Source organism: Vicinamibacterales bacterium, from assembly GCA_035699745.1.
In the GTDB taxonomy this organism is placed as follows: Bacteria; Acidobacteriota; Vicinamibacteria; order Vicinamibacterales; family 2-12-FULL-66-21; genus JAICSD01.
Window position 1 is genome coordinate 14,596 of the sequence record DASSPH010000047.1, and the last position, 22,662, is coordinate 37,257.

Annotated in this window: 17 protein-coding genes; 4 read left to right on the plus strand and 13 right to left on the minus strand. The window is 69.2% G+C overall.

Going from position 1 to position 22,662, the window contains the following annotated elements; translation table 11 throughout:
- Positions 1–304 precede the first annotated feature (304 nt).
- Positions 305–1,480, plus strand: a complete 1,176-nt coding sequence (locus tag VFK57_09905; protein ID HET7696009.1) for a sensor domain-containing diguanylate cyclase — start codon at positions 305–307, stop codon at positions 1,478–1,480.
- Here the strand turns inward: VFK57_09905 and VFK57_09910 are convergent.
- From VFK57_09910 to VFK57_09955, 10 genes are all read right to left on the minus strand, one after another.
- Positions 1,477–1,689: a hypothetical protein gene (locus VFK57_09910; protein ID HET7696010.1), complete on the minus strand. Its 213-nt coding sequence runs from the start codon at positions 1,687–1,689 to the stop codon at positions 1,477–1,479. The two genes, VFK57_09905 and VFK57_09910, sit on opposite strands and share 4 nt — an antisense overlap.
- Positions 1,690–1,777: 88 nt before the next feature.
- The gene (locus VFK57_09915; GenBank protein HET7696011.1) at positions 1,778–6,898 is read right to left on the minus strand and encodes a choice-of-anchor tandem repeat GloVer-containing protein; all 5,121 of its coding nucleotides are present in this window, start codon (positions 6,896–6,898) and stop codon (positions 1,778–1,780) included.
- Positions 6,899–7,108: 210 nt separating this feature from the next.
- Positions 7,109–8,836 carry a PQQ-binding-like beta-propeller repeat protein gene (locus tag VFK57_09920; protein HET7696012.1) on the minus strand — a complete coding sequence of 576 codons (1,728 nt, stop codon included), beginning with the start codon at positions 8,834–8,836 and terminating at the stop codon, positions 7,109–7,111.
- Positions 8,837–8,850: 14 nt separating this feature from the next.
- Positions 8,851–9,357 (minus strand): GNAT family N-acetyltransferase, encoded by a 507-nt coding sequence (locus VFK57_09925; GenBank protein ID HET7696013.1) that lies wholly within the window; start codon positions 9,355–9,357, stop codon positions 8,851–8,853.
- Between the two features lie 13 nt (positions 9,358–9,370).
- Entirely contained in the window at positions 9,371–10,021 is a 651-nt protein-coding gene (locus tag VFK57_09930; GenBank protein ID HET7696014.1) for a YbhB/YbcL family Raf kinase inhibitor-like protein, read from the minus strand.
- Complete coding sequence (locus VFK57_09935) at positions 10,018–10,854, minus strand: DUF1028 domain-containing protein (GenBank protein HET7696015.1); 837 nt, start codon at positions 10,852–10,854, stop codon at positions 10,018–10,020. The genes VFK57_09930 and VFK57_09935 overlap by 4 nt, the downstream gene beginning before the upstream one ends.
- Before the next feature lie 9 nt (positions 10,855–10,863).
- On the minus strand, positions 10,864–11,406 hold the full coding sequence (locus VFK57_09940; protein ID HET7696016.1) for a GNAT family N-acetyltransferase: 543 nt from the start codon (positions 11,404–11,406) through the stop codon (positions 10,864–10,866).
- Positions 11,407–11,415: 9 nt separating this feature from the next.
- Positions 11,416–11,733: a hypothetical protein gene (locus VFK57_09945; GenBank protein ID HET7696017.1), complete on the minus strand. Its 318-nt coding sequence runs from the start codon at positions 11,731–11,733 to the stop codon at positions 11,416–11,418.
- A 320-nt stretch (positions 11,734–12,053) separates the two neighbouring features.
- Positions 12,054–15,227, minus strand: coding sequence for a M14 family zinc carboxypeptidase (locus VFK57_09950; GenBank protein HET7696018.1), 3,174 nt, complete (start codon positions 15,225–15,227; stop codon positions 12,054–12,056).
- Positions 15,228–15,232: 5 nt separating this feature from the next.
- The gene (locus VFK57_09955) at positions 15,233–16,444 is read right to left on the minus strand and encodes a DUF3500 domain-containing protein (GenBank protein HET7696019.1); all 1,212 of its coding nucleotides are present in this window, start codon (positions 16,442–16,444) and stop codon (positions 15,233–15,235) included.
- A 113-nt stretch (positions 16,445–16,557) separates the two neighbouring features.
- Here VFK57_09955 and VFK57_09960 point away from each other — a divergent pair, with 113 nt between their 5' ends.
- Together VFK57_09960 and VFK57_09965 are read left to right on the plus strand one after the other, a co-directional pair.
- Positions 16,558–17,493, plus strand: a complete 936-nt coding sequence (locus tag VFK57_09960) for a TIM barrel protein (protein ID HET7696020.1) — start codon at positions 16,558–16,560, stop codon at positions 17,491–17,493.
- 102 nt (positions 17,494–17,595) lie between these two features.
- On the plus strand, positions 17,596–18,384 hold the full coding sequence (locus tag VFK57_09965; protein ID HET7696021.1) for an alpha/beta hydrolase: 789 nt from the start codon (positions 17,596–17,598) through the stop codon (positions 18,382–18,384).
- A 54-nt stretch (positions 18,385–18,438) separates the two neighbouring features.
- On the opposite strand, the gene VFK57_09970 is transcribed toward VFK57_09965, so the two are convergent.
- Both VFK57_09970 and VFK57_09975 read right to left on the minus strand, forming a co-directional pair.
- Positions 18,439–19,008, minus strand: coding sequence for a YdeI/OmpD-associated family protein (locus VFK57_09970; GenBank protein HET7696022.1), 570 nt, complete (start codon positions 19,006–19,008; stop codon positions 18,439–18,441).
- 65 nt (positions 19,009–19,073) lie between these two features.
- On the minus strand, positions 19,074–19,427 hold the full coding sequence (locus tag VFK57_09975) for a YciI family protein (GenBank protein ID HET7696023.1): 354 nt from the start codon (positions 19,425–19,427) through the stop codon (positions 19,074–19,076).
- Between the two features lie 132 nt (positions 19,428–19,559).
- On the opposite strand from VFK57_09975, the gene VFK57_09980 reads away from it, so the two are divergent.
- Positions 19,560–22,244 carry a hypothetical protein gene (locus tag VFK57_09980; GenBank protein ID HET7696024.1) on the plus strand — a complete coding sequence of 895 codons (2,685 nt, stop codon included), beginning with the start codon at positions 19,560–19,562 and terminating at the stop codon, positions 22,242–22,244.
- Here VFK57_09980 and VFK57_09985 read toward each other — a convergent pair.
- Complete coding sequence (locus VFK57_09985; GenBank protein ID HET7696025.1) at positions 22,169–22,660, minus strand: hypothetical protein; 492 nt, start codon at positions 22,658–22,660, stop codon at positions 22,169–22,171. The two genes, VFK57_09980 and VFK57_09985, sit on opposite strands and share 76 nt — an antisense overlap.
- Positions 22,661–22,662 lie beyond the last annotated feature (2 nt).

Genomic DNA, 22,662 nt, shown 5'->3' on the forward strand with positions numbered 1-22,662 from the left:
GGAAGGCGACGATATCACCAAACGCCCGCCATGTGGGGCCGAAACTACTCACTTTTCGTACCGCACGCCGTCCCACCGGCTCGGCCGTACCGGCATTCGTCTTGTAGTGGCCCGAAACGGACGGATGAATGGGCTGAAGAGACCGGCCGCGAGGCCGCTCTGGCTTGCTCGTCCGCGTCGAGCGTCGCGGGCGGGCGGGGGGGAAGTATGCGCCCGGGCAGACTAATGTTCGCCGTGGCGCGGAGCTTCAAAAACGTAACGCGGTTTCTGCGCGGCAGAGGGTGATCTGGATCTCAACCAGCGAGTGATCCTCGGACGGCAGCGTTCGGGCGGCGGCAGCCCGGAATCCGCGCCGGAAGGCGGCGGCGGCGGTTCCTCGCCCGCGGAGGGCGTGGACCATCGGCGCGCGGAGGAGCCATGGCTCGAGACGCTGCTGGAGTTCGCGCAGGAGGCGCTCGGGGCGCTCCAGGGGGATCGCCTTCGCACGCTGATCGCCCAGCGGCTGCCGGCGCTCACCGGCCGGGAGGACGTCTGGGTCGTCGCGCAGATCGGCGCCCACCAGCAGGTCATCCTGCCGCAGCGCCCCGGGCGCGACCCGCGCCGGATGATCAGCGACGAGCCGCGTCAATGGGCGACGTTCCCGCTCAAGGCCGACGGACAGACGGTCGGCGTGATGGGCCTCGAAGCGGGTCAGCGCGGCATCACCGCCCGCGAGTGGCGGATGCTGACCTCCCTCTCGGGCGTGCTCGGCCGCGCGCTCAAGACGTCGGAAGCGTTCGAGCTGATGCGCGAGGCAACGCTGGTGGACCCGCTCACCGGCTGCGCGACGCGCGCCGAGGGGCTGCGCCGGTTCGAAGCGGAGTTGCGCCGCGCCGAGCGGTCGAAGACCTCGCTGGCGGTCCTGATGATCGACCTCGATCACTTCAAGAGCATCAACGATCGCTACGGGCACAACACGGGGGACGCGGTGCTCTCGGCGGTCGGCGAGACGCTGCTCGGCACGCTGCGCGCGAGCGACATCCGCAGCCGATGGGGCGGTGAGGAGTTCCTGGTGGTGCTGCCGGAGTCGACCATCGAGCGCGCCTCGAGCGCCGCCGAATCGCTCCGCCAGCGCATCGCCGCCACGACGGTGCGCGACGGCACCCACACCGTCGGCGTGACGACGAGCATCGGGATAACGATTGCGCGGCCGGGCGAGACCGACATCCCCCGGCTGCTGGGGCGGGCCGACGCGGCGCTGTATCAGGCGAAAAGCGACGGGCGCAACCGGGTGATGATCGCGCTCGCCGATCAGAAGACGACGGTTCCCCCGGCCGCGCCGGCGTCCACCGCTCCGGCGCCGCCGCGGTCGGAGCCGCCGAGCGGCACGGTGCCGGCCCACGCGCGCGAACGGCGTAATCCCTCGCAGACGGATCGACGGTCCGGCAGCGGGCGCCGGCGGACCGACCTGATCGCGGGTCCCTGGGCGGGCAACGGCTAGCGCGTGGGGTGCGGCCCCTGCCACCCCTCGCGCACCAGGATCCGCTCGATCTCGCGCCAGCGGCGGTTCAAGTCCGGAGGCGCGCCGAAGCGCTCGACGCTGAGCGTGGCGTTCGGACGGTCCACGATCAGCTCGTAGCCCTCCCCTGCCGAATCAGCCCGGACCTCGCACCGGATGCTGCTGCCGTTACGGCGGAAGAAGTAGAACATACAGCCCGTGTCTCGGCCGGCCGCCGTGCATGCCTTACCCGGCGGCTGACCACGGCTGCGCGCCGCTGCACGAAGAATCTGCCGGGCGCTACGGCGTGATCACCAGCAGCACGACGCTCGAATTGCTCGCGGCGAGGCCGGCCGCGCCGCCGTAGGATGCCGTCGCGACCCTGACGCCGACCGGCAGCGCGGCGGTCGTGAACGTTGCCGTTCCGCCGACCACCGGCGCTGTCCCGGCGGCGACGCCGTCGACAAAGAACCTCACCGTTCCGCCGGACGGCGCTCCCGGACTCACCGTCGCGGTAAACGTCACCGGCTGCCCCAAGGTCCCCGGACTCGGTCCACTGCTCAGCGTCGTCGTCGTGGCCGCCGGTGCCGTTCCGCCGGCGAAGATCGTGATGTGCACCGGCGGTGAGGTGCTCGGCGCGAGAGCGGCGCTCCCGAGGTAGCGTGCCGACAGCGTGTGCGGTCCTGCCACCACGGGGGTGAACGACAGCGTGGCCAGTCCACCCGAGAGCGACGCGGATCCGATCAGCACGCCGCCGTCGAAGAATTCCACGGTCCCCGCTGCCGGCGGGCCGCCCGGCAGCGGCACGACCAGCGCGCTGACCACGACCGCCGACCCGAGCGCCTGCGGATTCGTCCAGGGCAGGAGCAGCGTGAACGAGGATTCGTTCAGCGGCCGCACGGTGAGCGGCAGCGGCGCCGACGTGCTTCCCGTGAACGTGCCGGTCCCGGCGTAGCGCGCCGTCACGGTATAGGTGCCGCCGGTCATGCCGCCGTTCGCCCGCAGCGTCGCGACGCCGTTGACGAGCGGCGCGATGCCGATCACGATGGTGCCATTGAGCAGGAACTCGACCTCCCCGGCCGGCACGGCCGTACCGGCCGCCGGTGCGACCGTGGCGATGATGCTGAGCGGCTCGAGCGAGCCGATCGTTCCCGCCGATGCCGTCACCGTGGTGATCGTTCCGATGGTCAGCGGCTGAATCGTCAGACTCGTCGACGCCGTATCGCCGCCGCCGAGCGTGTCCAGGACGCTCAACTGCACGGCGAACGTGCCGGGGCCGAGCGCCGCGATCTGCGCTGCGCTGAGCGAGGGCGTCGGGCCGGCGAGCACAATCGTGCCGTTCACCAGCCATTGATACGTGGCGATGCTGTCCCCGCAGGCGGTGTTCGGATCGGAGGAGCCGCGGCCGTCGAAGGTGACGCCGCCGCCGATCGTGGCGGCATACGGACCGCCGGGGTTGGCTGCCGGCGGATGTCCCGGATGGATCGAGACCGGCTGCGTGCGGCTTGCGGCGATCCCGAGGTCGTCGGTGACGGTGAGCTGGGCGGCGTAGTTGCCGTAGCCCGCATACGTGTGCTGCGTGAGCACGCCGGTCGAGGCGCTGGTTCCGTCCCCGAAGTCGTAGACGTAGCTCACGATCGTCCGCGTGCTGCGCGCCGTCGCGGCGGCGGTCGCGTCGAACGTCATCGCGACTCCGCAGGCCGCCGGATTCGGGGCGACCGAGAAGTCCGCGGTCGGCCGGCGGACGGTCAACGGCGTGTCGGCGTTCGTCGAGAATCCGCTCGCGTCGGTCACGCGAAGCGTGATCGAGAAGGAGCCCGAGCCGAGCTTCGTCATGATGTCCGACGCCGAGATCGTGGGGGTCGGACCGGACGCCAGGTGAACGCCCCCGGCCGACCACGTGTACTGAACGATCGAGTCCCCGTAGATCTCGTCCGGATCGCTGGAGCCGGTGCCGTCGAACGTGACCGGGGCTCCGAGATCCGTCGTGTAGGGTCCGCCCGGATTCGAGATCGGCGCACGGTCCAGCGGGCGCACCGTGATCGTCACGGCCGCCACGTTGCTGTCGCTGGTGCCGTCGTTCACCTTGAACGTGAAGCTGTCCGGCCCGCTGTAATCCGCCGCGGGCGTGTAGGTGTAGTTCGGCGCCGAGCCGGACAACACGCCGTGAGCCGGCAGCGTGACGTTGACGTAGGTGAGCGCGTCCCCTTCGGGATCGCTGGCTGCGAGCGCTATCGGCGTCGGCGTGTCGTGCCGGACGATGACGGACTGATCCTGCGCCGTGGGGGCGCCATTCGGCGCCGTCACATTGATCGTCACCGTCGCGACGCTGCCGATGGCCGTGCCGTCGTTGGCGTAGAAGGTGAACGTGTCGGTTCCGGTGAATCCTGCGTTCGGCGTGTAGGTCAGGTTCGGCGCGGCGCCCGTGAGCCCGCCGTTCAGCGGAGCGTCGCCGATGTAATAGAGGAGCGGGTCGCCGTCGGCGTCGAGCGCGCCGAGCACGATCGGGACCGGCGATCCGCCGTTCGACGTGACCGTCTGATCGAGGGCCACGGGCGGATCGTTCACCGGATCGACGGTGATGGAGATCGTCGCGACGTTGCTGTCCAGGCTGCCGTCGTTCACCTTGAAGGTGAAGCCGTCCGGCCCGTAGTAGTTCGCCGCCGGCGTGTAGATGAAGTCCGGCGCCGCGCCGCTCAGCGTGCCATGCGCGGGCTGCGTCAGCAAGGTGAACGACAGCGGGTTGTTCTCGGCGTCGAATGTGAGGAGCGAGACGGTGAACCCGATCTCCTCCGGCGTGGCGAGGGTCTGATCGTAAGCGATCGGCGCGGTGTTCGTCCCGCCGACCGTGATCATCACGCCGGCGACCGCGCTCGACGCGGTGCCGTCGGTGGCGCGCACGTGGAAGACGTCGGTGCCGCTGAATCCGCTGTTCGGCTGGTACTGGAACGAGGGACCGCTGCCGCTCACGGTGCCGTGGGCCGGCTGCCCGACGATCGTGAAGGCGAGCGGATTGCCGTCCGGGTCGGAGGCGTCGATGGTGACGTTGGCGATGTCACCCGGGCCGATTGAAACCCGTTGGTGACGCGCGATCGGGCTCCTGTTGGCGATGCCGGCATTGAGTGAGTACAGCGTGCCGCCGGGCAGATTCAATGTGGAGCCGTAGAGCAGGTTGTCGCTGCCCTGCTGCACGCCGGCGCTGGGGGTGCCCCCCTCGTCCGCCACGCTCCCGAAGACGTGCAGCAGGCTGAAGCCGCCGCTGTCGTAGCGGTACAACGTTCCAAGGCCTTGCACGAATCCGGGCAGATCGCCGCCGAACACCGTGGTCCCGTAGAAATTGCCGTCGCCCGCGGCGAGCGGAGGCGCGGCCGCCATCGATCCGTCGATGTCGCGATTGAACCGGTGCAGCACGGTCACGTCGCCGGCGGGCGTCATGCGGAAGAGCGTGCCGAACGTCGCCGTGCCCGGGAACGCGCCCGCCTCTGTCACGCCGAGGAAGTTGCCGTCCGGCAGGAGCGTCAGTCCGCCGGGATGGCCGCCCTCGGTGTCGTCGAACTGATGGATGAGGGTGAAGTTGCCGTCGCGGTCGATCTTGTAGGCGACGCCGTAGTTCGGGTTGACCCCTCCCTCGCGCGTCACGCCATAGAAGAACCCGTCGTGCCCGAGGACCAGGCTCGACGGCGTCGGTCCCCAGCCGTCGCTGGTGTTGAACTCGTGCAGCGTCGTCACCGCGCCGGCCGGCGTCATCCTGAACACCGTGCCGGGCCCGCTCGGCCCATAGAACGAGGTTCCGTAGAAGTTGCCGTCGGGCCCTTCGACCAGGCCGGCGAGCGGCACCGCCGGACCGGATCCGGCCGTGAAGGTGTGCAGCGTCGTCAGCGTCCCCGCGAGTGAGATCCTGAACACCGTGCCGGCGCCGAGATCCGCGGGAGACAGCGCCGGGCCGCCATACCGCGTCGTGCCATACAGGTAGCCGTCGCTCCCCTGCACCAGCTCGCCGGACGGCTGATACCCGTCGGCGAAATTGAAGCTATGGAGCGTCGTCACCACGCCGTTGGCGACTCTGAAGATGGTGCCGCCGTTGTACTCGCCGCCCGCAACGGTGGTGCCGTATAGATGACCGTCGGAGGCCAGAATCATCCGATCGTTCGCCGTCGACGGGCCGAGCGACGGAAAATCGATCGCCTTGGATACGGCCGGGGCGCCGCCGCTCACATCCACGCGGTACACGGTGCCGACGCGGTGCGCGCCGCCGTTGAGCGTCGTGCCGAACAGGGAGCCGTCTGCGGCGCGGAACAGGCCGGCGTTGGTCGTCAGCCCCGTGCCGGGATCGCTGTTGTAGTCGTGGGCGACGGTGAGCGCGCCGGTTGCGGGATCGAGCGAGAACACGACACCCCGGCTGCTGAATGGAATCGGACCGCCGGATTCGGTGGTCCCGTAGAGCAATCCGTCGGGGCCCTTGACGAGGGGGCCGTTCGGATACGCGCCCTGCCGCGGGGCGCCGGCGTCGAGGACGAAGCTCGCGACGGTCGCGAACGTGCCGTCGGGGGTGATGCTGAAGACCGAGCCCATGTCCTGCGCGCCGCCGCCTCCGGTCACGCCGTAGAAGATGTCCGCGCCTCCGGCCGTATCGCGCATCAATCCGCGCGGCTGCGTGCTGCCGGCGGGTCCGGTGAAATCGTGCAGCGTCTCGAACCCGCTGCCGGTCTTGTCGATCCGGAACACGGTGCCGGCGTCGTTGGCGCCGCCAAACGCCGTCGTGCCGTAGAGGAACCCGTCGCTGCCCTCGACGAGCGTCGAGGCCGGCGTGCTGCCGTTCGCGCCGCTGAACGTCCACAGGGTTTCCATGTTGCCGCTGCGGTCGATCTTGAAGATGGCGCCGAGTCCCGGGGACGTCGAGGCGGCGGATCCGGTGCCGTAGAAGGCGCCGTCGCTGCCCTCGACGAGGCCGGCCTGCGGCTGCAGCGGCTGCGGATTGGCGAAGTCGAACGCGAACACGCGCAGCGTGGTCACCGCCGGTGCCGCCGGATCCAGCGAGAAGACGGTGCCGTTGCCGAGGGGCAGCCCGCCAACCAGTCCGCCGTGCTGCGTCGTGCCGTAGAGCAGTCCGTCGGCGGGGGAGTATGTCAGGCCCATCGGCTTCTGTCCGTCGGCGCCGTTGAAGACGTGGAGGAGGTCGAAGGTGTAGCCGCCGCTGCCGTCCGGCGTGAGCATGTAGACGGCTCCCCTGTCGCCGGCGCCGCCTTGTTCGAGGATGCCGAACAGGCGTCCGTCCGGCGCTTCGGTCAGCGGCGCCAGGCCGGCTCTGACCGGGGCCGCGAACCGGTGCACGGTGGTTGGGGGGGCGGGCGGTTGCGCGGCGGGGCGCGCGGCCGCCAGGAGGGTCAGGAGGGCGGCGGACAGGACTCGGGCGACTTTCATGGCGTCTCCAATGGCCGGGGGTGCCGGTGCCCCCTTACGCGCCACTGGAGCGAAAACGAGCTCAAAAACGGGGACAGTCCCCTTTTCCGCGCAAAAAGCCCCGCCAAAAACGGCGCTTCGCGGTTTTTGCCAGGAAATCCGCCCGCCGCCGCACGGAAACGGGGACAGTCCCCATTTCGCAGGCGCGCGGAAAAAGGGGACAGTCCCCTTTTACCGGCCGATGGCGAACAGGGTGTGGAGGCCGCGGACGTACATCACGCCGCGGGAGAGCGCCGGCGTGGCCATGACCAGCTCGCCCATCGAGTTCACCGCGATCTGCGCGAACGTCGATCCCGCCGTGATCACGATGATGTCGCCGTCCTCGTTGGAGAGATAGATCTTGTCATCGGCCGCCACCGGCGACGCGCTGAAGCCGTTGCCAATCGTCGACAGACGCTGGCGGTAGATCTCCGCGCCGGTCGCGAGATCGTAGGCGTCGAACTGCCCATTGTTGGCGAGAACGTAGAGGATCCCCTTGTAGGCCAGCGGCGTCGGCATGTACGAGCCGCGATTCACCTTGCTCCACGCCACCGCCTCGCTCTGGGTGATCCCGCTGCCGAGCGTGATATTCCCCTTCGCCTCCGGACGGACGGCAAAGATCGGCCGCTCCGGCGCGCGGCCGCTGGCAATCACGAACAGCCCGCCGGCGAAGATCGGCGTCGGCGCCGTGATCTTCGAGCTGCCCCCGAGCCGCCAGAGCTCCCTGCCCGTGCGCGGATCGTAGCCGCGGATGAAGTTCGACGCATTCGTCACGAGCACCGGTCCGGCCGCCGTCTCGGCCACCGTGGGCGTGCCCCACGACGGAAGCTCCTCGCGCGCCGTCTTCCAGACCGTCTCGCCGGTCTCCGCCTTCACCGCGATCAGAAACGAATCCGCCTGCGTGTCGACCTGCAGGATCACGAGTCCGTTCCAGATGACCGGCGAGCTCGCCGTGCCCCACTCGAACGTGGGGATGTCGTACGCGCCGACGTCCATCCGTCCGAGATCGATCGTCCACAGCGGCGCGCCGTTGACATCGTACGCGTGCAGGCCGTGCGATCCGAACGAGGCGACGACGATACGGCCGTCGGTCGCGGGCGTCGCACTCGCGTACGTGGACTTGATGTGCCGCTTCTCGCGTGGCTCCCCCTCGTGTGCGACGCGCTCCCAGAGCACCTTCCCGGTGACCCGATCCAGCGCGTAAATCGTCCAGCGCTGTTGCGTGCGATCGTCCGACGCGTCGCCGTCGCCGTAGAGTCCCGGCTTGAACGTGGCATCGGCGCGGGTGCTCACCGCGCTGGTGACGAAGACGCGATCACCCCAGACGATCGGGCTCGAATGCGCGAGGCCGGGAATCGCGGCTCTCCAGCGGATGTTGAGGCCGGTCGCCGGGTTCCAGGTGTCAGGCAGGTTCATGCCGTCCGCGATGCCGGACGCCATCGGCCCGCGGAATGCCGGCCAGCTGCCGGCGGCGGGTGCCGGCGATGGCAGCGGACCGCTGCGCGGCGCCGCCGTCCTCACGATCGTGCGCTCGGGAACCGGGTCCTTCTCACCCGCGCGGCGCCAGCTGCTGCGGTCGAGGATCATCCGCCGCGGACCGCAGTCGTCGGCGACGAGATCGAGCGTCGTGCGGCCGTCCTGTGAGTGCACGCGATAGCGGCCGGGGTTCTCGCACCCGCCGGGCGCGCCGGGCGTCAGCAGCTCGATCGCGCCGTCCACCACCTTCCACGTGCCGCGGAACGAGGGCCATCCGGCCCCCTCGAGCGTGAACGTACCGTCAGGCTGGAACCGCGCGGCGAAGCCCGCGAACTGCAGCGGATAGTCGGGCATCCGCGGAGGCGCCTGCGCGGCGCCGAGCATCCCCGCGACGGCCACGACGAAAAAAGGGGACAGTCCCCTTTTTCCAGCAGGTTTGTGCATCAGATGCGATGGTATCAAAGCCGTCCCGCGAACACCTGCAGTTCCTGCGCGTCGTTCGGCACCGTCATCGTCCTCTCGAACGCAAACCCCAGGCGCTGCAGCAGCCGGATCGACCGGCCATTCGCCGGGCTCACGATCGCGAGCAGGCGCGGCAGCCGAAGTGTCTGGCGCGCGAAGTCGCGGACGGCGGCAGCCGCTTCATAGGCGAATCCGCGCGACCGATAGTCCGGCAGAAACGCGAAGCCGATGTCCGGATCCGGCAAGACGTCGCGCTTGAGGATGCCGCAAATCCCGATCGGCGTCGACGTGTCGGACAATTCGACGAGCCATAGGCCGAAGCCGTGCTGCGCGTAGCTCGCCCGCGGCCCCCGCTCGATGTACGACACGGCGTCCGCGATGCTGCGCACCCCGCGATCGCCGATGTGCTCGATGAAGCCGGGATCGTTGAGGAGCGCGAGGATGAACGGCCCGTCCTCGGCGGTGAGCTCGCGCAGGCCCAGGCGCGCGGTACGCAGGATCATCGCCCGCCGACGGTCATGGACGTCGATAGAGACCGGTGTAGACCGCTTTGCCGCGCACGCGTCCGGCCATCGCGGTCATGACCGCGGCGCGCGTCTGCGACGGCGCCGCGCCCACGGCAGGCACGTCGAGCATGCCGTCGAGCGCGAACAGCTCGAACACGTAATGATGCGGCGGGCCGCTGGACGGGGCCGCGGGACCACGATAGACCGGACCCGTTGCGCTGATCTGACGCGAGCCGTCCGGCAACACGGCGCCCTGCGGAACCGCCTCCGCCAGCGACCGCGCGGCGCCGGGAATGTTCCAGACCAGCCAGTGCAGCGTGTCGTCCGTGCCGGCGCCGGTCGCCGCATCGAGATCGTGGACGACGAGCACGAAGCTCGCGGCGGTCTCGGGCACGTTGCTCCACGCCAGCGGGGGGGAGACCTCCCCTCCCGGCTGTGCGTACTTCGCAGGGATCGGGCCGCCGTCGGGCCATGCCGCAGAGGTCAACGTCATCACCTGCACGCTGCGTCCGCGCCCTGGGCCGCGCTGCGGCGCGGACGGCGCGCCGGGCGCGGGCGGCTGCGCCAGGGGCGCCGGCGGCGACTGCGCCGGCAGATCGATCGCGGCCGCCAGCGCCAGCACGGCGATCCCCAGTCCGATGCGAGAACGGGGGATCCTCATTTGAACGACGCCGGCTGCGCCTTGCGCCACGCGTCGTAGCGCATCCGCAGCGTCTTGACCGGATTCAGGTTCTCACCCGCGCGGATCTCATTCGCACCGCGCCCCGGCTGCGCGACGCGCAGGAACATCGCATAGCGGCCGTTGTTGTGCGAGTCGCCGTTGGTGTCCGCCTTTTCCGCCATCAGAATGTAGGCGACGTGCGCCGTCTTGCCGTCGCAGGGGATGGCGGATGCGGGCTGATCGGCGGACGGCGGTGGACAGGAACAGCGGCTGTCGCCGCCAGCGGCATCCGCCGCTTCGAGCGCCGCCATGACGCGATCGGTCACGGCGCCGCGCGCGGCGACGAACGCCTTCACGGCGTTCGGCACGGCGTCGCCCGGGCGCAGGATGTTTCCCTGGATCGAATAGAAGATCTCGGTGCCCGGCACCTGTCCCTGCATGTCCTGCGACACGTAGCCGTTCGTCAGGCCCGAATGTCCCGCGCTGCGTCCCTGCAGATCGACGATGCCGAACTGCCGGCTCTGAAAGGCCGGATCGCGGCTGAGCATCTCGACGATCGCCTTCGGATCGGTGCCCTTCTGCAGCTCGGCGAAGACCAGCATCTGATTCTGGTGCGTGCCGTCGACGGCCGCCTGGCAGGCCGCAACACCTTTCCCGGGCACGACGACGGCCTGCACGCCGGGCAGGAATTGATCGTCGCGATCGACGCACGTCGCAGAGGCGATCACGACGCGGCCGGTGCTCCGATCGACCGCGATCACCGACCACGTCGCGAGCGCCGGAACCGGCGCCGCCAGCAGCGCCGCCATCATCAGCACGAGAGCTCTGGGCATGGTCACGGGTCAGACCCCTGGATAGCGCATGGCGTAGCACAGCACGTCGGCCTGCACGCCGGGCGCGAGGTTCGGGAATTCAGCGTACCCGCGCAGCGTTCCCTCGCAGAGGAAGCCGCACTTCTCCAGCACGCGCGCCGACGCTCGATGGGCCGGATGGCAGAGCGCGTAGACGCGTTCGACGCCCAGCCGCGCCGCACGCTCGCGCACGGCGGCGAGCGCCTCGGTCGCATAGCCGAAGCCCCATGCGTCGTACGCGAGCACGTAGCCGGTGGACGCCTGTGTCGGGGTCTCGAAGCCGAGGCCGGTGCCGCCGAGGAGTGTGCCGTCGGCGCGGGATTCGATGAGCAGGGGACCGGCGGGCCAGCGTTCCCACTCGGCGGCGCAGAAGCCGAGAAAGCCCTCGGTGTCGCTCACCGACCGGTGCGTGGGCCATCCCAGATAGCGCGTGACGCGCGGATCGCTGGAATAGCGATCGAAGATCGCCTGCGCGTCGTCCGCCGTGGGCGGGCGGAGGCGCAGGCGGGGCGTTTCGAGGACGTGGGTCGTAATCCGGGGATTCTACCCTGCGAGCGCGTCCTCGAGGCTCTCGTAGACGCGCAGTCCGCGCGCGCGCGCGGTCTCGAGCAGGGCGCCGGCGCCCGGCGTGGGCTCGACGCACAGGACCGCGTCGCAGCGGCCGAGCAGCCGGGTGCCGACCGGGTCGGCGAGATCGTCGAACGCGGCGTCCGCGCTCGCATTCTCGCTGCTGACCAGCGGCCAGAACCACTGGCCGAGGACGGGAAGGTGTCCGGCGCGGAAGAGCGACAGCGCCGCCCACTCGATCAGCCGCGGGTCGTCGCCGACGACGAGGATCATCTGGGTCTCGGTTGCCTGCATAGCTACCTGCCAACGGGTGAACAGTTCGGTCCGTGACGCGGGCGATGTGTTCTGCACGCGGCGCTGGGCTGCAACCGACATTCCCGTCGCGTCGCGCGCGCGAGCGTCCTGTCGAATCAACGAGTTGTGGGGACGCGGGAACGGACGTCCCGCGGCGTCTGACAGGCTGCGTCACGCCCGGCGCCAAAAACTGTCACAAACGGGGACTGTCCCCATTTCCTGGCGGCGGGTGCGCAGTTTCCTCGAGAATCTGCGCGGTCCGAAATTTTGGCGGGGCTTTGCGTGCGGAAAAGGGGACTGTCCCCGTTTCCGCGGCGGCGTCAGCGCGGATCCAGCTTCCGCCCGGCGTCCAGCGCGTCCCAGTTCAGGATCGTGTTGAACACCAGGAAGTAGCTGCCGATCGTCTCGCCGCGCCAGATCGGGTTGTTGGCGAACAGCACCACGTGCCCCTTGCCGACCGGCACATCGACCACCACCGGACGCTGCGCGATGTCGGCGCCGCCGTCCAGCAGCCCCGAGACCAGCAGCGCCGTCTGCGCCTCGAACCGCACCGCAACGCGCGGCCGGAACGGCGGGGGAATCACGTTCGCCGGATTGCGCCGCAGCGCCTCCTCCGTCGGCAGCGCATACTGCCAGGGCTGCACCTGCTGCAGCGGCGGCAGCGGCTTGAGGTTGCTCCCCTCGCTGGCCGGACGTCCCTGGACGATGTCCGGATCGTCGGGCGTGCCGCGTCCGGTGGGTCGCCCGCCGGGACCGCCGCCCCGTCCGCCGCCCGCCGCGCCGCCCCCGCCACCCCCCGCGCCGCGCCCGCCGCCGCCGGCCGTCGCGCTCACGCCGAACACGCTGCCGTCATCGCTGTACATCGCCAGGTTGTCCGGCACGCCGTACACGATCGGGCTCGCATCGTCCGCCACGCGGGTGCGGAGCAGCGATCCGACGACGCGCGTGTTCGCGGCCGCGTTCACCGAGGTCACGCCGTACGTGAAGCTGTTGTTGATCGCGAAGTCGGCGCTGCTGTTGGACGCGAGGAACACGCCGCCGTCGGCGATGAACTGCCGCAGGTGCAGCAGCCCCTGCAGCCCCATGCCGACGCGCGTGTCGTCGGTCTGCGCGAACGCCGCGATGTTCGGCGTCTCGGCGGAGCGCTTGTAGGGAATCGGCGTCCGCCACATCGGCATCCCCTCGACCGCCCCCTGATTGCCGCCGGGCCCGAACAGAATCACGTCGTACCTGGCGCGCAGGTTCGGCGTGTCGGCAATCGCCTTCGGATCGATGTAGTCGTACGGCACGCCGTAGGTGTCGAGCGCCTGCCGCCACCACCCTTCGGTCTGCGTATTCGTCCAGGTGTGCAGAAGCGCGACCCGCGCCGCGCGCCCGGCGTGCGTCTTCACCGCCGGCGCCGCCGCCAGGCCGTGGGCGGTCAGACCAAGCTCCTTCGTCACCGTGTCGAGCGCCGCCCGCGCGATCCCTTTGATCAGAAACGTGCCGCGGTTGAACTTCGTGCCGGCGGACTCGAACGGCTCTTCCGCGATCTGGATGTCGGCATCCTTCAGCCGGTAGCGCAGGGTCACCAGCGCGTTGTCGGCGTTGTGATTGATCGCGAACACGCCCGGTGCGCCCGGCTCCGTGGACGCGGCGCCGGTCACGCCGCTCGGCGCCTTGACGTCCCCCTTCACCGGCTCCATCGGCACCGCCAGCACCTTCGCATCGACGACACGGACGGCCTGCACGGCGAAGCCTTCGGGGAAGGTCCACCCGGTGTCGTCGTAGGGGCGCGTCTGCGCGTCGTTCGGCGCCCAGTACTGGTAGTCGAGCAGCGCGTCCGCGATCCGCGAGTACGGCTGATCCATGCGGACGATGTAGCTGCCGGCCGGAAACTCGCGGGTGGCCGGCGCTGGAGGCGTGGCCGGCGCGGATTCGGCCGGCGCGCCGCCCCGTCCGCCCCCGGCGCCGCCGCGGCCGCCGCCCCCGCGTCCGCCGCCCGCGGCCGGCCGCGACGGGAGCGTCACGGTGAACGGCGCGGTCGCGCGGGAGATCTCGACCGCCTGCTTCTGCAGCACGCGCAGCAGTTCGGCCTGCGATCCGGGGCGCGGATCGTTCGCCGGGAACACGTACGCCGCGGGTCCTTCGACCTTGGCCTTGAGGATCGACCGCTTGCTCTTGTCGTAGAAGTTGCGCAGGAAGTAGATGCGGTTGCTGGCGAAGTGATTGAGCGAGATCAGCAGCCCCGTCATCTCGTAGTTGTTGTTGTTGCGCAGCGACCAGCGCACGCGGGAGATCGGCGGATTCTGCCGGAACCACGTCCGCGCCGTTTCCGCCGGCGACAGCGTGCGCTCTTCGGTGTCGCCGCTGCCGCTGTTGCCGAACGTCTCGTAGAGGCGGCTGATGCCGTTGTGCGTCGCGGCCATGAACATCAGGTAGCCGGGCGACCAGGTGTCGAACGTCCCCCACGCGTACACGCCCGGCATCCCCATCCGCGTCATCTCGTTGACGTTGTTCCAGCCGATCAAATGCCACTCGTTGGTGAGAATCGGATCGAGCCAGGCGTTGTAGGGGCCGTTGCCGATGGTGTTGTCGTAGAGAAACGAGCCGGACTCGTGCAGATCGTGGAGCACCTGCGCCTTCCACTGCAGGTACGTGTTCAGCACGTTCTGCGACAGCTTCAGCGTGAGCGCCATCGCGTCGCGGTTGTTGTCGTGCGCCACGTACTTGCCCCAGTACAGATTGCTCATCGGGGTCTGATCGGGGTGCTTCTTGCGCCATTCGTAGGCGTCGACGATCTTGTCGCGGCCGTCGACTTCGACGATCGGCGTGATCAGCGTGATCAGGTGCTCGCGGATGTTGCGGATGTAGGCGCTCTCGTCGACCGCCAGCCGGTAGGCCAGTTCCATCAGCGCCGTCGGCGCGCCGGCCTCGGTCGAGTGGATCGTGCCGGTGATGTAGTACACCGGCGCCGCCCGCCGCGCGATCTCGTCCGCGACCTCGTCGTTCATCTGAATCGTGCGCGGGTCGGCGAGCCTGGCGAGGTCCGCCTGGTTGCGCTCCAGCCTCGCCATCAGCGCCTCGGACGCCACCGCGACGGCGAGCATCTCGCGGCCCTCCTCGGTGGTGCCGATGGTGTAGACCTTGACGCGGGGCGTCGACTTGGCGAGCAGCCGCATGTACTCGTAGACCTCCTTCGAGTACGGCAGCTTGCCTTCCGCGCCGGCGATGTCGCCGAGCACCGCCTTCGGCGTCGGCACCGTCTTCGACGCCGGCAGGTAGTCGACCAGCGGCGAGAGGAAGAACGTCTCGGTGGTGTACTCCTTGATCTTCCTGGTGTATGCCTCGTCGATCGGCTGCCCCGCATCGCGTCCCGGCTTTGCCGTCGCGAGATCCGCGCTGGTCGTCGCCCGCGGGGATTTCCCGTTGGCCGAGCCGTTCCGTGCCGGCGACTGCGCGGCGAGCGGCACGGCGAGACCGATGACGGCGAGGGACGTCAGGACACGGTGCACGCGGTTCATTTGGAATCGATCCCGTACGCGGCGGAATGCTTGTGGCGGGCGTAGTGCTGCCGCAGCAGGTCCTTGCCGTAGTCGTTGCCGTTCGGCGTGCGGACCACCACGTGAATGTGCTCAGGGTTCGGCGCGGACGGATCCTTCGCCAGGTGGCGCAGGTTGGCCGGCGTCTGGTGATCGAACTCGATCAACACCACCGGGCTCTGAATCCGGTAGTAGAACACGCTGCCAGGTTCGGTCTTGCCCACCCAGGCGAACGAGGTCTGCGCGATGTGCCGTTCGATCTCGCTCATCTTCACTCTGGCGTGGCCGTCGTCCATGTTGCCGATGAACAGCGCGACCAGATCGAGCAGCTGCCTGCGCTGGCGGTCGGAGAGATCCGGCGCGAAGATGCCCGCCTGCGGCACCACGGCATTGTCCTTCCACGCTTCGGTGAGATTGTTGTTGCGCGTCTTGTCGGGCGAGAGCACCGCCTTGGCGCGCTGTGCCTCGTCGAGCGTCCGCGCGAACGCCAGGCCCTGGTTCTGCTCGTCCTGCAGCACCGCAGTGCCCTTGAACTTGCCCGACGTCGCGATCACCGGCTCCGACCCGGCGAAGAACGGCGTCATCACCACCTGGTCGCCGAGCACGAAGTAGTTGACGATCGCGTGGTGGCCGTCGAACTGCCAGCCCCAGGGCTCGGTGGCCGAGGGCGTGCCCATGACGGTGAGGTGATACTTCCACTCGCCGTACTGCTCGAAATCGTTGTTGTTCAGCTCGCCGAGCGTCTCGTTGAGCCGCATGATGTCGCGGGTCTGCTTCAACCCGCGCGCGCTGAGCCCGGCGCGGAGCACGGCAATCCCGGCCTCGCGCTGTGCCGGCGACAGCTCCTGGAAGCCGACCCCCTGCCGCACGTAGAAGTGCTGATTCATCCACTTGCGCCACTCGTCGTCGTCCACGGGGAACGACGTGCGCGCGCGCTGCTCGGCGGAGAGCGAGGCGAGAAATGCCGCGGCCGCCCTGGTCACGCCCGCGGTGGACACGCCGGTCGACTTGATCGCATACAGGTTCGGCACGATGGTGCCGGCGGTCGTCACCCCCCTGAAGGGCTCGGCCAGACCCGCCTTTTCGGCGGCGAGGGATCGCTGCTGCACCGAGTTCTGCGCCCAGGCACCCGCGGTGGCGATGGCGACACCGGCGAGCCCCGCGGCGGTGAGGCGAGTGAGGTTCGTCATGGCACGGATGATACACTGCGCAGCCGGGCGTGAAGGCTCACACGCGAGCGCGGCTGGCGAGCGCGTGCAGGGGAGTCCGACGGCGAGCCCCTCGGACAAGACCAGGAGGACCGATGGAATACACCCGCCGCGAGCTGGGAAAACTGATGCTGGCCGTGCCGGCGGCAGGACTGCTGCCGCGGCACGTGTTTGCGCTGCAGGCGAAGCCGAACTCGAAGTGGGCCGGCGTGCAGGTCGGGCTGAACGTGCCGTACAACTTCGGCAGCCGGACGATGAGCGCCGACGAGACGTTGCAGAAGACGGTGCAGCTCGGCGTGAGCGCCGTGGAGATGCGCTCGCAGCCGATCGAGCTGGCGATGGGGGCACCCGAGGCCGCGATTGCCGGAGGGCGCGGAGAAGCGGCGAAGGCGGCGGCCGCGCAGCTGCGCGAGTGGCGGCTGAAGGCCGACCCCAGGAAGGCGGCCGACGTCCGGAAGAAGTACGAGGACGCCGGCGTCAGGATCGAGATCGTGAAGTTCGACGGCATCTACGACTTCACCGACCCGGAAATGGATTACGCCTTCGCATTCGCCAAAGCGGCGGGGGCCCGCGCCATCTCGTGCGAACTGGAGCTGCCGGGGGCGAAGCGGCTCGGGCAATTCGCGGACAAACACAAGTTCCCCGTCGGCTTGCACGGTCACACCAAGACCACCGCGGCGATGTACGACGAGGTCTTCTCGGCCGCCAGGTACAACTGGGCGAATGTCGACATCGGCCACTGGGTCGCCGGCGGCCTGGGCAATCCCGTCGACATCATCCGCAAGCACCACGATCGGATCACCCACATCCACGTGAAGGACCGCAAGAAGCCGACCGACGGGAAGGACGGTGCCAACGTGCCGTTCGGCGAAGGCGACACGCCGATCAAGGAAGTGCTGCAGCTCATTCGCGACAACAAGTACCCGATCCAGGCGACGATCGAATTCGAGTACCCGGTCCCGGCGGGCTCGGACCGGATGGCGGAGATGGCAAAGGCACTTCAGTACTGTAAGGATGCGTTGCTGAAATAGCGTAGTGCGCGGTGCGCGGTGCGCGGTGCGCGGTGCGGCAGTGCGCAGTGCGTCAGTGCGTCAGTGCGTCAGTGCGGCAGTGCGCGTCAGCGAAGTGAGGGAGTGACTACAGTTCTCGATCCGCAACGCCGCCGACTCTGGCCGATCGTCCGGCGCGTGTGGATCACGGCGGGGCTGGCGGTTACGGCGATCTTCGTCCTCTGGTCGGTGCTGGCGTATCGCGCGACCGGGGATGCGCGGGCGGCGCTGCAGACGGACGGCAGGGTCGCCGTCACGCTCGCCGACGGCTATTGGGCCTTCGATCCCGGGACGCCGTCCTCCACCGGACTGCTCTTCTTCGCCGGAGCGCTGGTCGATCCCGCCGCCTACGCGCCGCTCGCGCGCACGATTGCGGACGACGGCTTCACCGTCATGCTCGTGGCGCTGCCGCGGCGCGGAGTACTCGGGGGGGCCGACGGGCCCGAAGTGTTCGCGAGAGCGCGTGCGGCCGCGGCCGCGCGGCCGCGCGTCACCCGGTGGGTCGCGGCCGGGCACTCGCGCGGCGGCGTGGTCGTGGCGGAGCTGGTCCGCGATGGCTTTCCCGGCCTCGCCGGCGCCGTGCTGATCGGCACCTCCCATCCGCGCGACTTCTCGATCGCCGCGGCATCGATCCCGATCACGCGCATCTACGGCACCCGCGATACCATCGCCGACGTCGAGAAGCTCGCCAGGACGCGGGCGAATCTCCCCGCATCCACCCGCATCGTCGCCATCGAGGGCGGCAATCATTCGCAGTTCGGCTACTACGGCTTCCAGCCGGGCGACTGGCCCGCGACGATCCCGCGCGAGGCGCAGCAGGCGATCACGGAGCGCGCGCTGCTGGAGGCGCTGCGCGCCGCGGCGACTCGCTAGGCCTCAGCGTTTGCTGCCGCTGACGCCGCGGACGTGCGCGCCGGATTCCACCGATCAGCGCAGCCGCTCACCGCGCAGGCACGCGTCGAGCAGCCGCTGGAATCTCGCCAGGCGGGTGTCGTCCCTCTTTGCGCTGATCACGTACCAGCCCACGAGCTTGCGGTAATACGGCGGCTGCGCCTGAAAGAACGCCCAGGCGCGCGGATGCTTCTGCATCATGCCCGCGTACGGCTCTTCCAGCGTGTCGCGGCGCTGTTCGTAGGCGTAGATGCCCGACTTGTTCGCCTTCCGTTCCGCAAACGCGGCGAGCCCCGCCGCCTGCATCCGCTTTTCGCGCGTGAGCACCTCGACGCGCGCGATGTTGATCGCGCTCCAGACGCTGCCCTTGCGCCGCGGCGTGAACCGGTTCGTATAGCTGTCCTCGTCCACCCGATGGCGGACGCCGTCGATCCACCCGACGCACAGCGCTTCGTCGACGGCCTCCGGCCAGGTGATGCTCGTCCGGCCGGAGCCCTTGCGATAGAAGCCGACCCACAGTTCGTCCGCCGATCTGTGATTGGCCCGGAACCACTTGCGCAGTTCTGCCGCGGTCTTGAAGAACCGAACGTCAGCGGGTTTTGGCACCGCGTCCGATCATAGCCGCCCGCTCACCCACCCGCGCTGCGCACGGCGCACCCAGCGCCACCCCCTCAGCGCTGATGCTCCTGGATTGGCCGCACCTCGATGCTGCCCAGCCTGGCGGACGGAATCCGTGCCGCGATCTGGATCGCCTCGTTCAGGTCGGCGGCTTCGAGCAGGTAGTAGCCGCCCAACTGCTCCTTGGTCTCCGCGAACGGCCCGTCGGTCGTCATCACCTTCCCGTTCCGCACCCGGACGGTGGTCGCATTCTGCGTCGGCTGCAGGTCGTTTCCGGCGAGCATGTGACCGCTCTTCACGATGGCGTCGGTGAACGCGAAATACTCCCTCATCAGCGCGTCCATCTCCCCTTTCGTCATCGCATGGAGCTTCTTCTCTTCGTCGTAGATCAGGCACAGATACTTCATGGCTGCTTGGCCCTCCAGCCATTGGTCGAATGGAGACCCGCAAAATCGACAGCGAGCGCGGACAACGGTTTAGCTTGCCGCATACGCGCCGGGCAGGGGTCAGACCCGGGTCTGACCCCTATAATGCGCCGCATGAGAGTCCGCGCGTTCGCCGCCTTTCTGATCGCCGCCGGCCTGACGTGGCTGCCGCTCGGCGCCCGGCAGCCCACCGCTCTCGAGAACGTCGTCAATGCGCTGACCTTCCGCAACCTCGGCCCGTTCCGGACCGCGGCATGGGTGACGGAAGTCGCCGTGCCGGAAACGCCCGCACGCGACCATCTCTACACGATGTTCGCGGCCACGCGCAGCGGCGGACTCTGGAAGACGACGAATGCCGGGATCACCTGGACGCCGGTCTCGGACAGCGTCGCGGCCGCCGCGGTGGGCGCGGTGGCGATCGCGCCGTCGAACTCGAAGATCGTGTGGATGGGGACCGGCGACCAGGCGAACGCGCGATCGTCGTATTCCGGCAAGGGCGTGTTCAAGTCCGAGGATGCGGGGGGGACCTGGCAATTCGCCGGGCTCCCCGACTCGCACCACATCGCCCGGATCGTCATTCATCCGGCGAAGCCGGACATCGTCTATGTCGCCGCAATGGGCCACCTGTTCTCGAGGAACGAGGAGCGCGGCGTCTTCCGCACCACCGACGGCGGCAAGTCGTGGAAGAGGGTGCTCTATGTGAACGACGGCGTCGGCGCGATCGATCTCGTGATCAACCGCAAGTCGCCGGGCACGCTGTATGCCGCGATGTACGAGAAGGACCGGCGTCCGTGGCAGATCGTCGAGAGCGGGCCCGAGAGCGCGATCTACCGGACCGACGACGGCGGGGACAGGTGGACCAGGCTGGCCGGCGGACTGCCCGCCGGCAGGATCGGCCGCATCGGGCTGGATCTCTATCAACGCCACCCGTCGATTCTCTACGCGCTGCTCGAGAACCAGAATCCCAGGGCCGGAGCGGCGGCGCGGGACGTCAGCGCCATCAGTCCGCTCGCCTCGGGGATCATCGGCAACGAGTTGTATCGCACCGACGATGGCGGGAAATCGTGGCGGAAGGTGACCGACGAGAACGTCGCCGGCGGCAAGGCGCCGTACTCGTTCAACCAGATTCGGATCAACCCCCACGACGATCGGACGGTCATCGTGACCAGCGACTCGATGTACATCTCGCGCGACGGCGGAAAGACCTGGAACACCGATTTCTTCAGGGGCGTGTTCGGCGACTTCCGGTCGATGTGGTGGGATCCCGAGGACGAGGATCGCATCATCCTCGGCAGCGACGGGGGCGTGAACGTGTCGCTCGACGGCGGCAGGACCGGCGACTACTTCCCCAACATGGGAATCGGCGAAGTCTACGCCATCGGCGTCGACATGGACGATCCCTACAACGTCTACGGCGGCCTGCAGGATCACGACTCGTGGAAAGGGCCGAGCAACAGTCCGACGGGGCGGATCACGCTCGAGCACTGGGTGACCGTCGGCCCGGGCGATGGAATGTACAACGCCGTCGATCCCACCGACAGCCGCTGGGTCTACAACACGCGCGAGCTGAATCAGATGGGGCGGATGGACCAGAAGACCGGCGTGCGCACCAGCATCGCGCCGGCCCGCGCGGCCGGCCAGCCCCGGCTGCGCTTCAACTGGATTGCCCCGATCGCGCTGTCGCCCCACAACCCGAAGATCGTCTACGCCGGCGCGCAGGTGCTGTTCCGCTCGCTCAGCCAGGGGAACGCGTGGGAGGAGATCAGTCCGGATCTCACCACCAACGACCCGGACAAGATCGGCCGGAACGTGCCCTATTGCACGATCACCACGATCGCCGAGTCGCCGCTCAAGGCCGGCGTCATCTGGGTGGGCACCGACGACGGCAAGGTGCAGCTGACACAGAATCACGGCGGCACGTGGACGGACGTGACGCCGGCGCTCACCGCCGCAGGCGCTCCGCCGGACCGCTGGGTGAGCCGCGTGTTCGCGTCGCCGCACGATCCGTCCACCGCGCTGGTCGCGAAGAACGGGTTCCGCAACGACGACTTCCGTCCGTTTCTCTACAGGACGACGGACGCCGGCAAGACGTGGACGGCGATCGCGGGCAATCTTCCGAACGCTCCCATCAACGTCGTCGTCCAGGACCGGCGCAGCAAGGACCTGCTGATCGTCGCCAACGACATCGGCGTCTTCGTGTCGGTCGACGGGGGCGGCGCGTGGACGCGACTGAAGGCGAACCTGCCGACCGTCGCGGTGCACGATCTCACGATCCACCCGCGCGAAAACGACCTGGTGCTCGGCACCTACGGCCGCGCGATCTGGGCCGGCGACATCACGCCGCTGCAGGAATTGTCCGCCGCCACGCTCGACGCGCCGGCGCACCTGTTCGACGTGGAGCCGCGGGCCCGCTACGGCTTCGGGCTGCAGGGCATGAACTATCACCTGTTCGGCGATCGCTACCTCGAGATCCCGAACGAGCCGGAAGCGCTGACGATCAACTATCACCTGAAGGCAGACGCGCCGGCCCCGGCGAAGATCGCGATCAAGGATCCGGCCGGCAAGGTGATCCGCGAAATCGAAGGACCGGCCAGGCGCGGGTTGAACCGTGCGCTCGTGCCGCTCGCCGGCAGCGGCGGGCGCGGCGTCGCCGCGGGCGGGAGCGGCGCGGCCGGCGGACGGGGGCGTGGCGGCCCGCCGGCGCCGCCGCTGGCGGTTGGCGACTACACGGTCAGCGTTGACGTCGCCGGACAGACGTTGACGAAGCCGGCGCGGGTTCGCGCGCGGATCGGAAGCTGACGGCAGCCGGCGCGGCGAGCGGAGCGCTCGCGGTTCACCGCGCCACCCTCTCCCACACGCCGCCGATCGATCGCGCCTCCGGCGCGACCCGCTGAAGCGCATACCCCGCGGCCGTGCCGGGAGCGCGGGAGCGGCAGATCGAGATTCGACAGCACGTCGCCCACGTCGAGATCCGAATCCGACGTGAACTGCCGCCGTTTCCACGCCACCCATCCACGAATCAACGAGACGAACGTGAAATAGCCGGCCAGCGCGGCAGCGCCGTCGCGCAGAGCCATCGACTCGACGCCGATGGAGAGCAGCAGCACGGAAGAGAGAAACGCCGCTCCGGCCGACAGCGCGACCATCAGCACGCAGTTCAGCCGCGGCCAACTGTGCGTCTCGAGGTGCTCGCGCATCCGCTCGATGCCGGCCATCA

Coding starts and splice junctions, on each gene's coding strand:
- VFK57_09910 (HET7696010.1), bottom strand. CDS start 1,689: ATGTTCTACTTCTTCCGCCGTAACGGCAGCAGCATCCGGTGCGAGGTC.
- VFK57_09960 (HET7696020.1), top strand. CDS start 16,558: ATGGAATACACCCGCCGCGAGCTGGGAAAACTGATGCTGGCCGTGCCG.
- VFK57_09975 (HET7696023.1), bottom strand. CDS start 19,427: ATGAAGTATCTGTGCCTGATCTACGACGAAGAGAAGAAGCTCCATGCG.
- VFK57_09920 (HET7696012.1), bottom strand. CDS start 8,836: ATGCACAAACCTGCTGGAAAAAGGGGACTGTCCCCTTTTTTCGTCGTG.
- VFK57_09945 (HET7696017.1), bottom strand. CDS start 11,733: ATGCAGGCAACCGAGACCCAGATGATCCTCGTCGTCGGCGACGACCCG.
- VFK57_09980 (HET7696024.1), top strand. CDS start 19,560: ATGAGAGTCCGCGCGTTCGCCGCCTTTCTGATCGCCGCCGGCCTGACG.
- VFK57_09915 (HET7696011.1), bottom strand. CDS start 6,898: ATGAAAGTCGCCCGAGTCCTGTCCGCCGCCCTCCTGACCCTCCTGGCG.
- VFK57_09985 (HET7696025.1), bottom strand. CDS start 22,660: ATGGCCGGCATCGAGCGGATGCGCGAGCACCTCGAGACGCACAGTTGG.
- VFK57_09935 (HET7696015.1), bottom strand. CDS start 10,854: ATGCCCAGAGCTCTCGTGCTGATGATGGCGGCGCTGCTGGCGGCGCCG.
- VFK57_09930 (HET7696014.1), bottom strand. CDS start 10,021: ATGAGGATCCCCCGTTCTCGCATCGGACTGGGGATCGCCGTGCTGGCG.
- VFK57_09925 (HET7696013.1), bottom strand. CDS start 9,357: ATGATCCTGCGTACCGCGCGCCTGGGCCTGCGCGAGCTCACCGCCGAG.
- VFK57_09955 (HET7696019.1), bottom strand. CDS start 16,444: ATGACGAACCTCACTCGCCTCACCGCCGCGGGGCTCGCCGGTGTCGCC.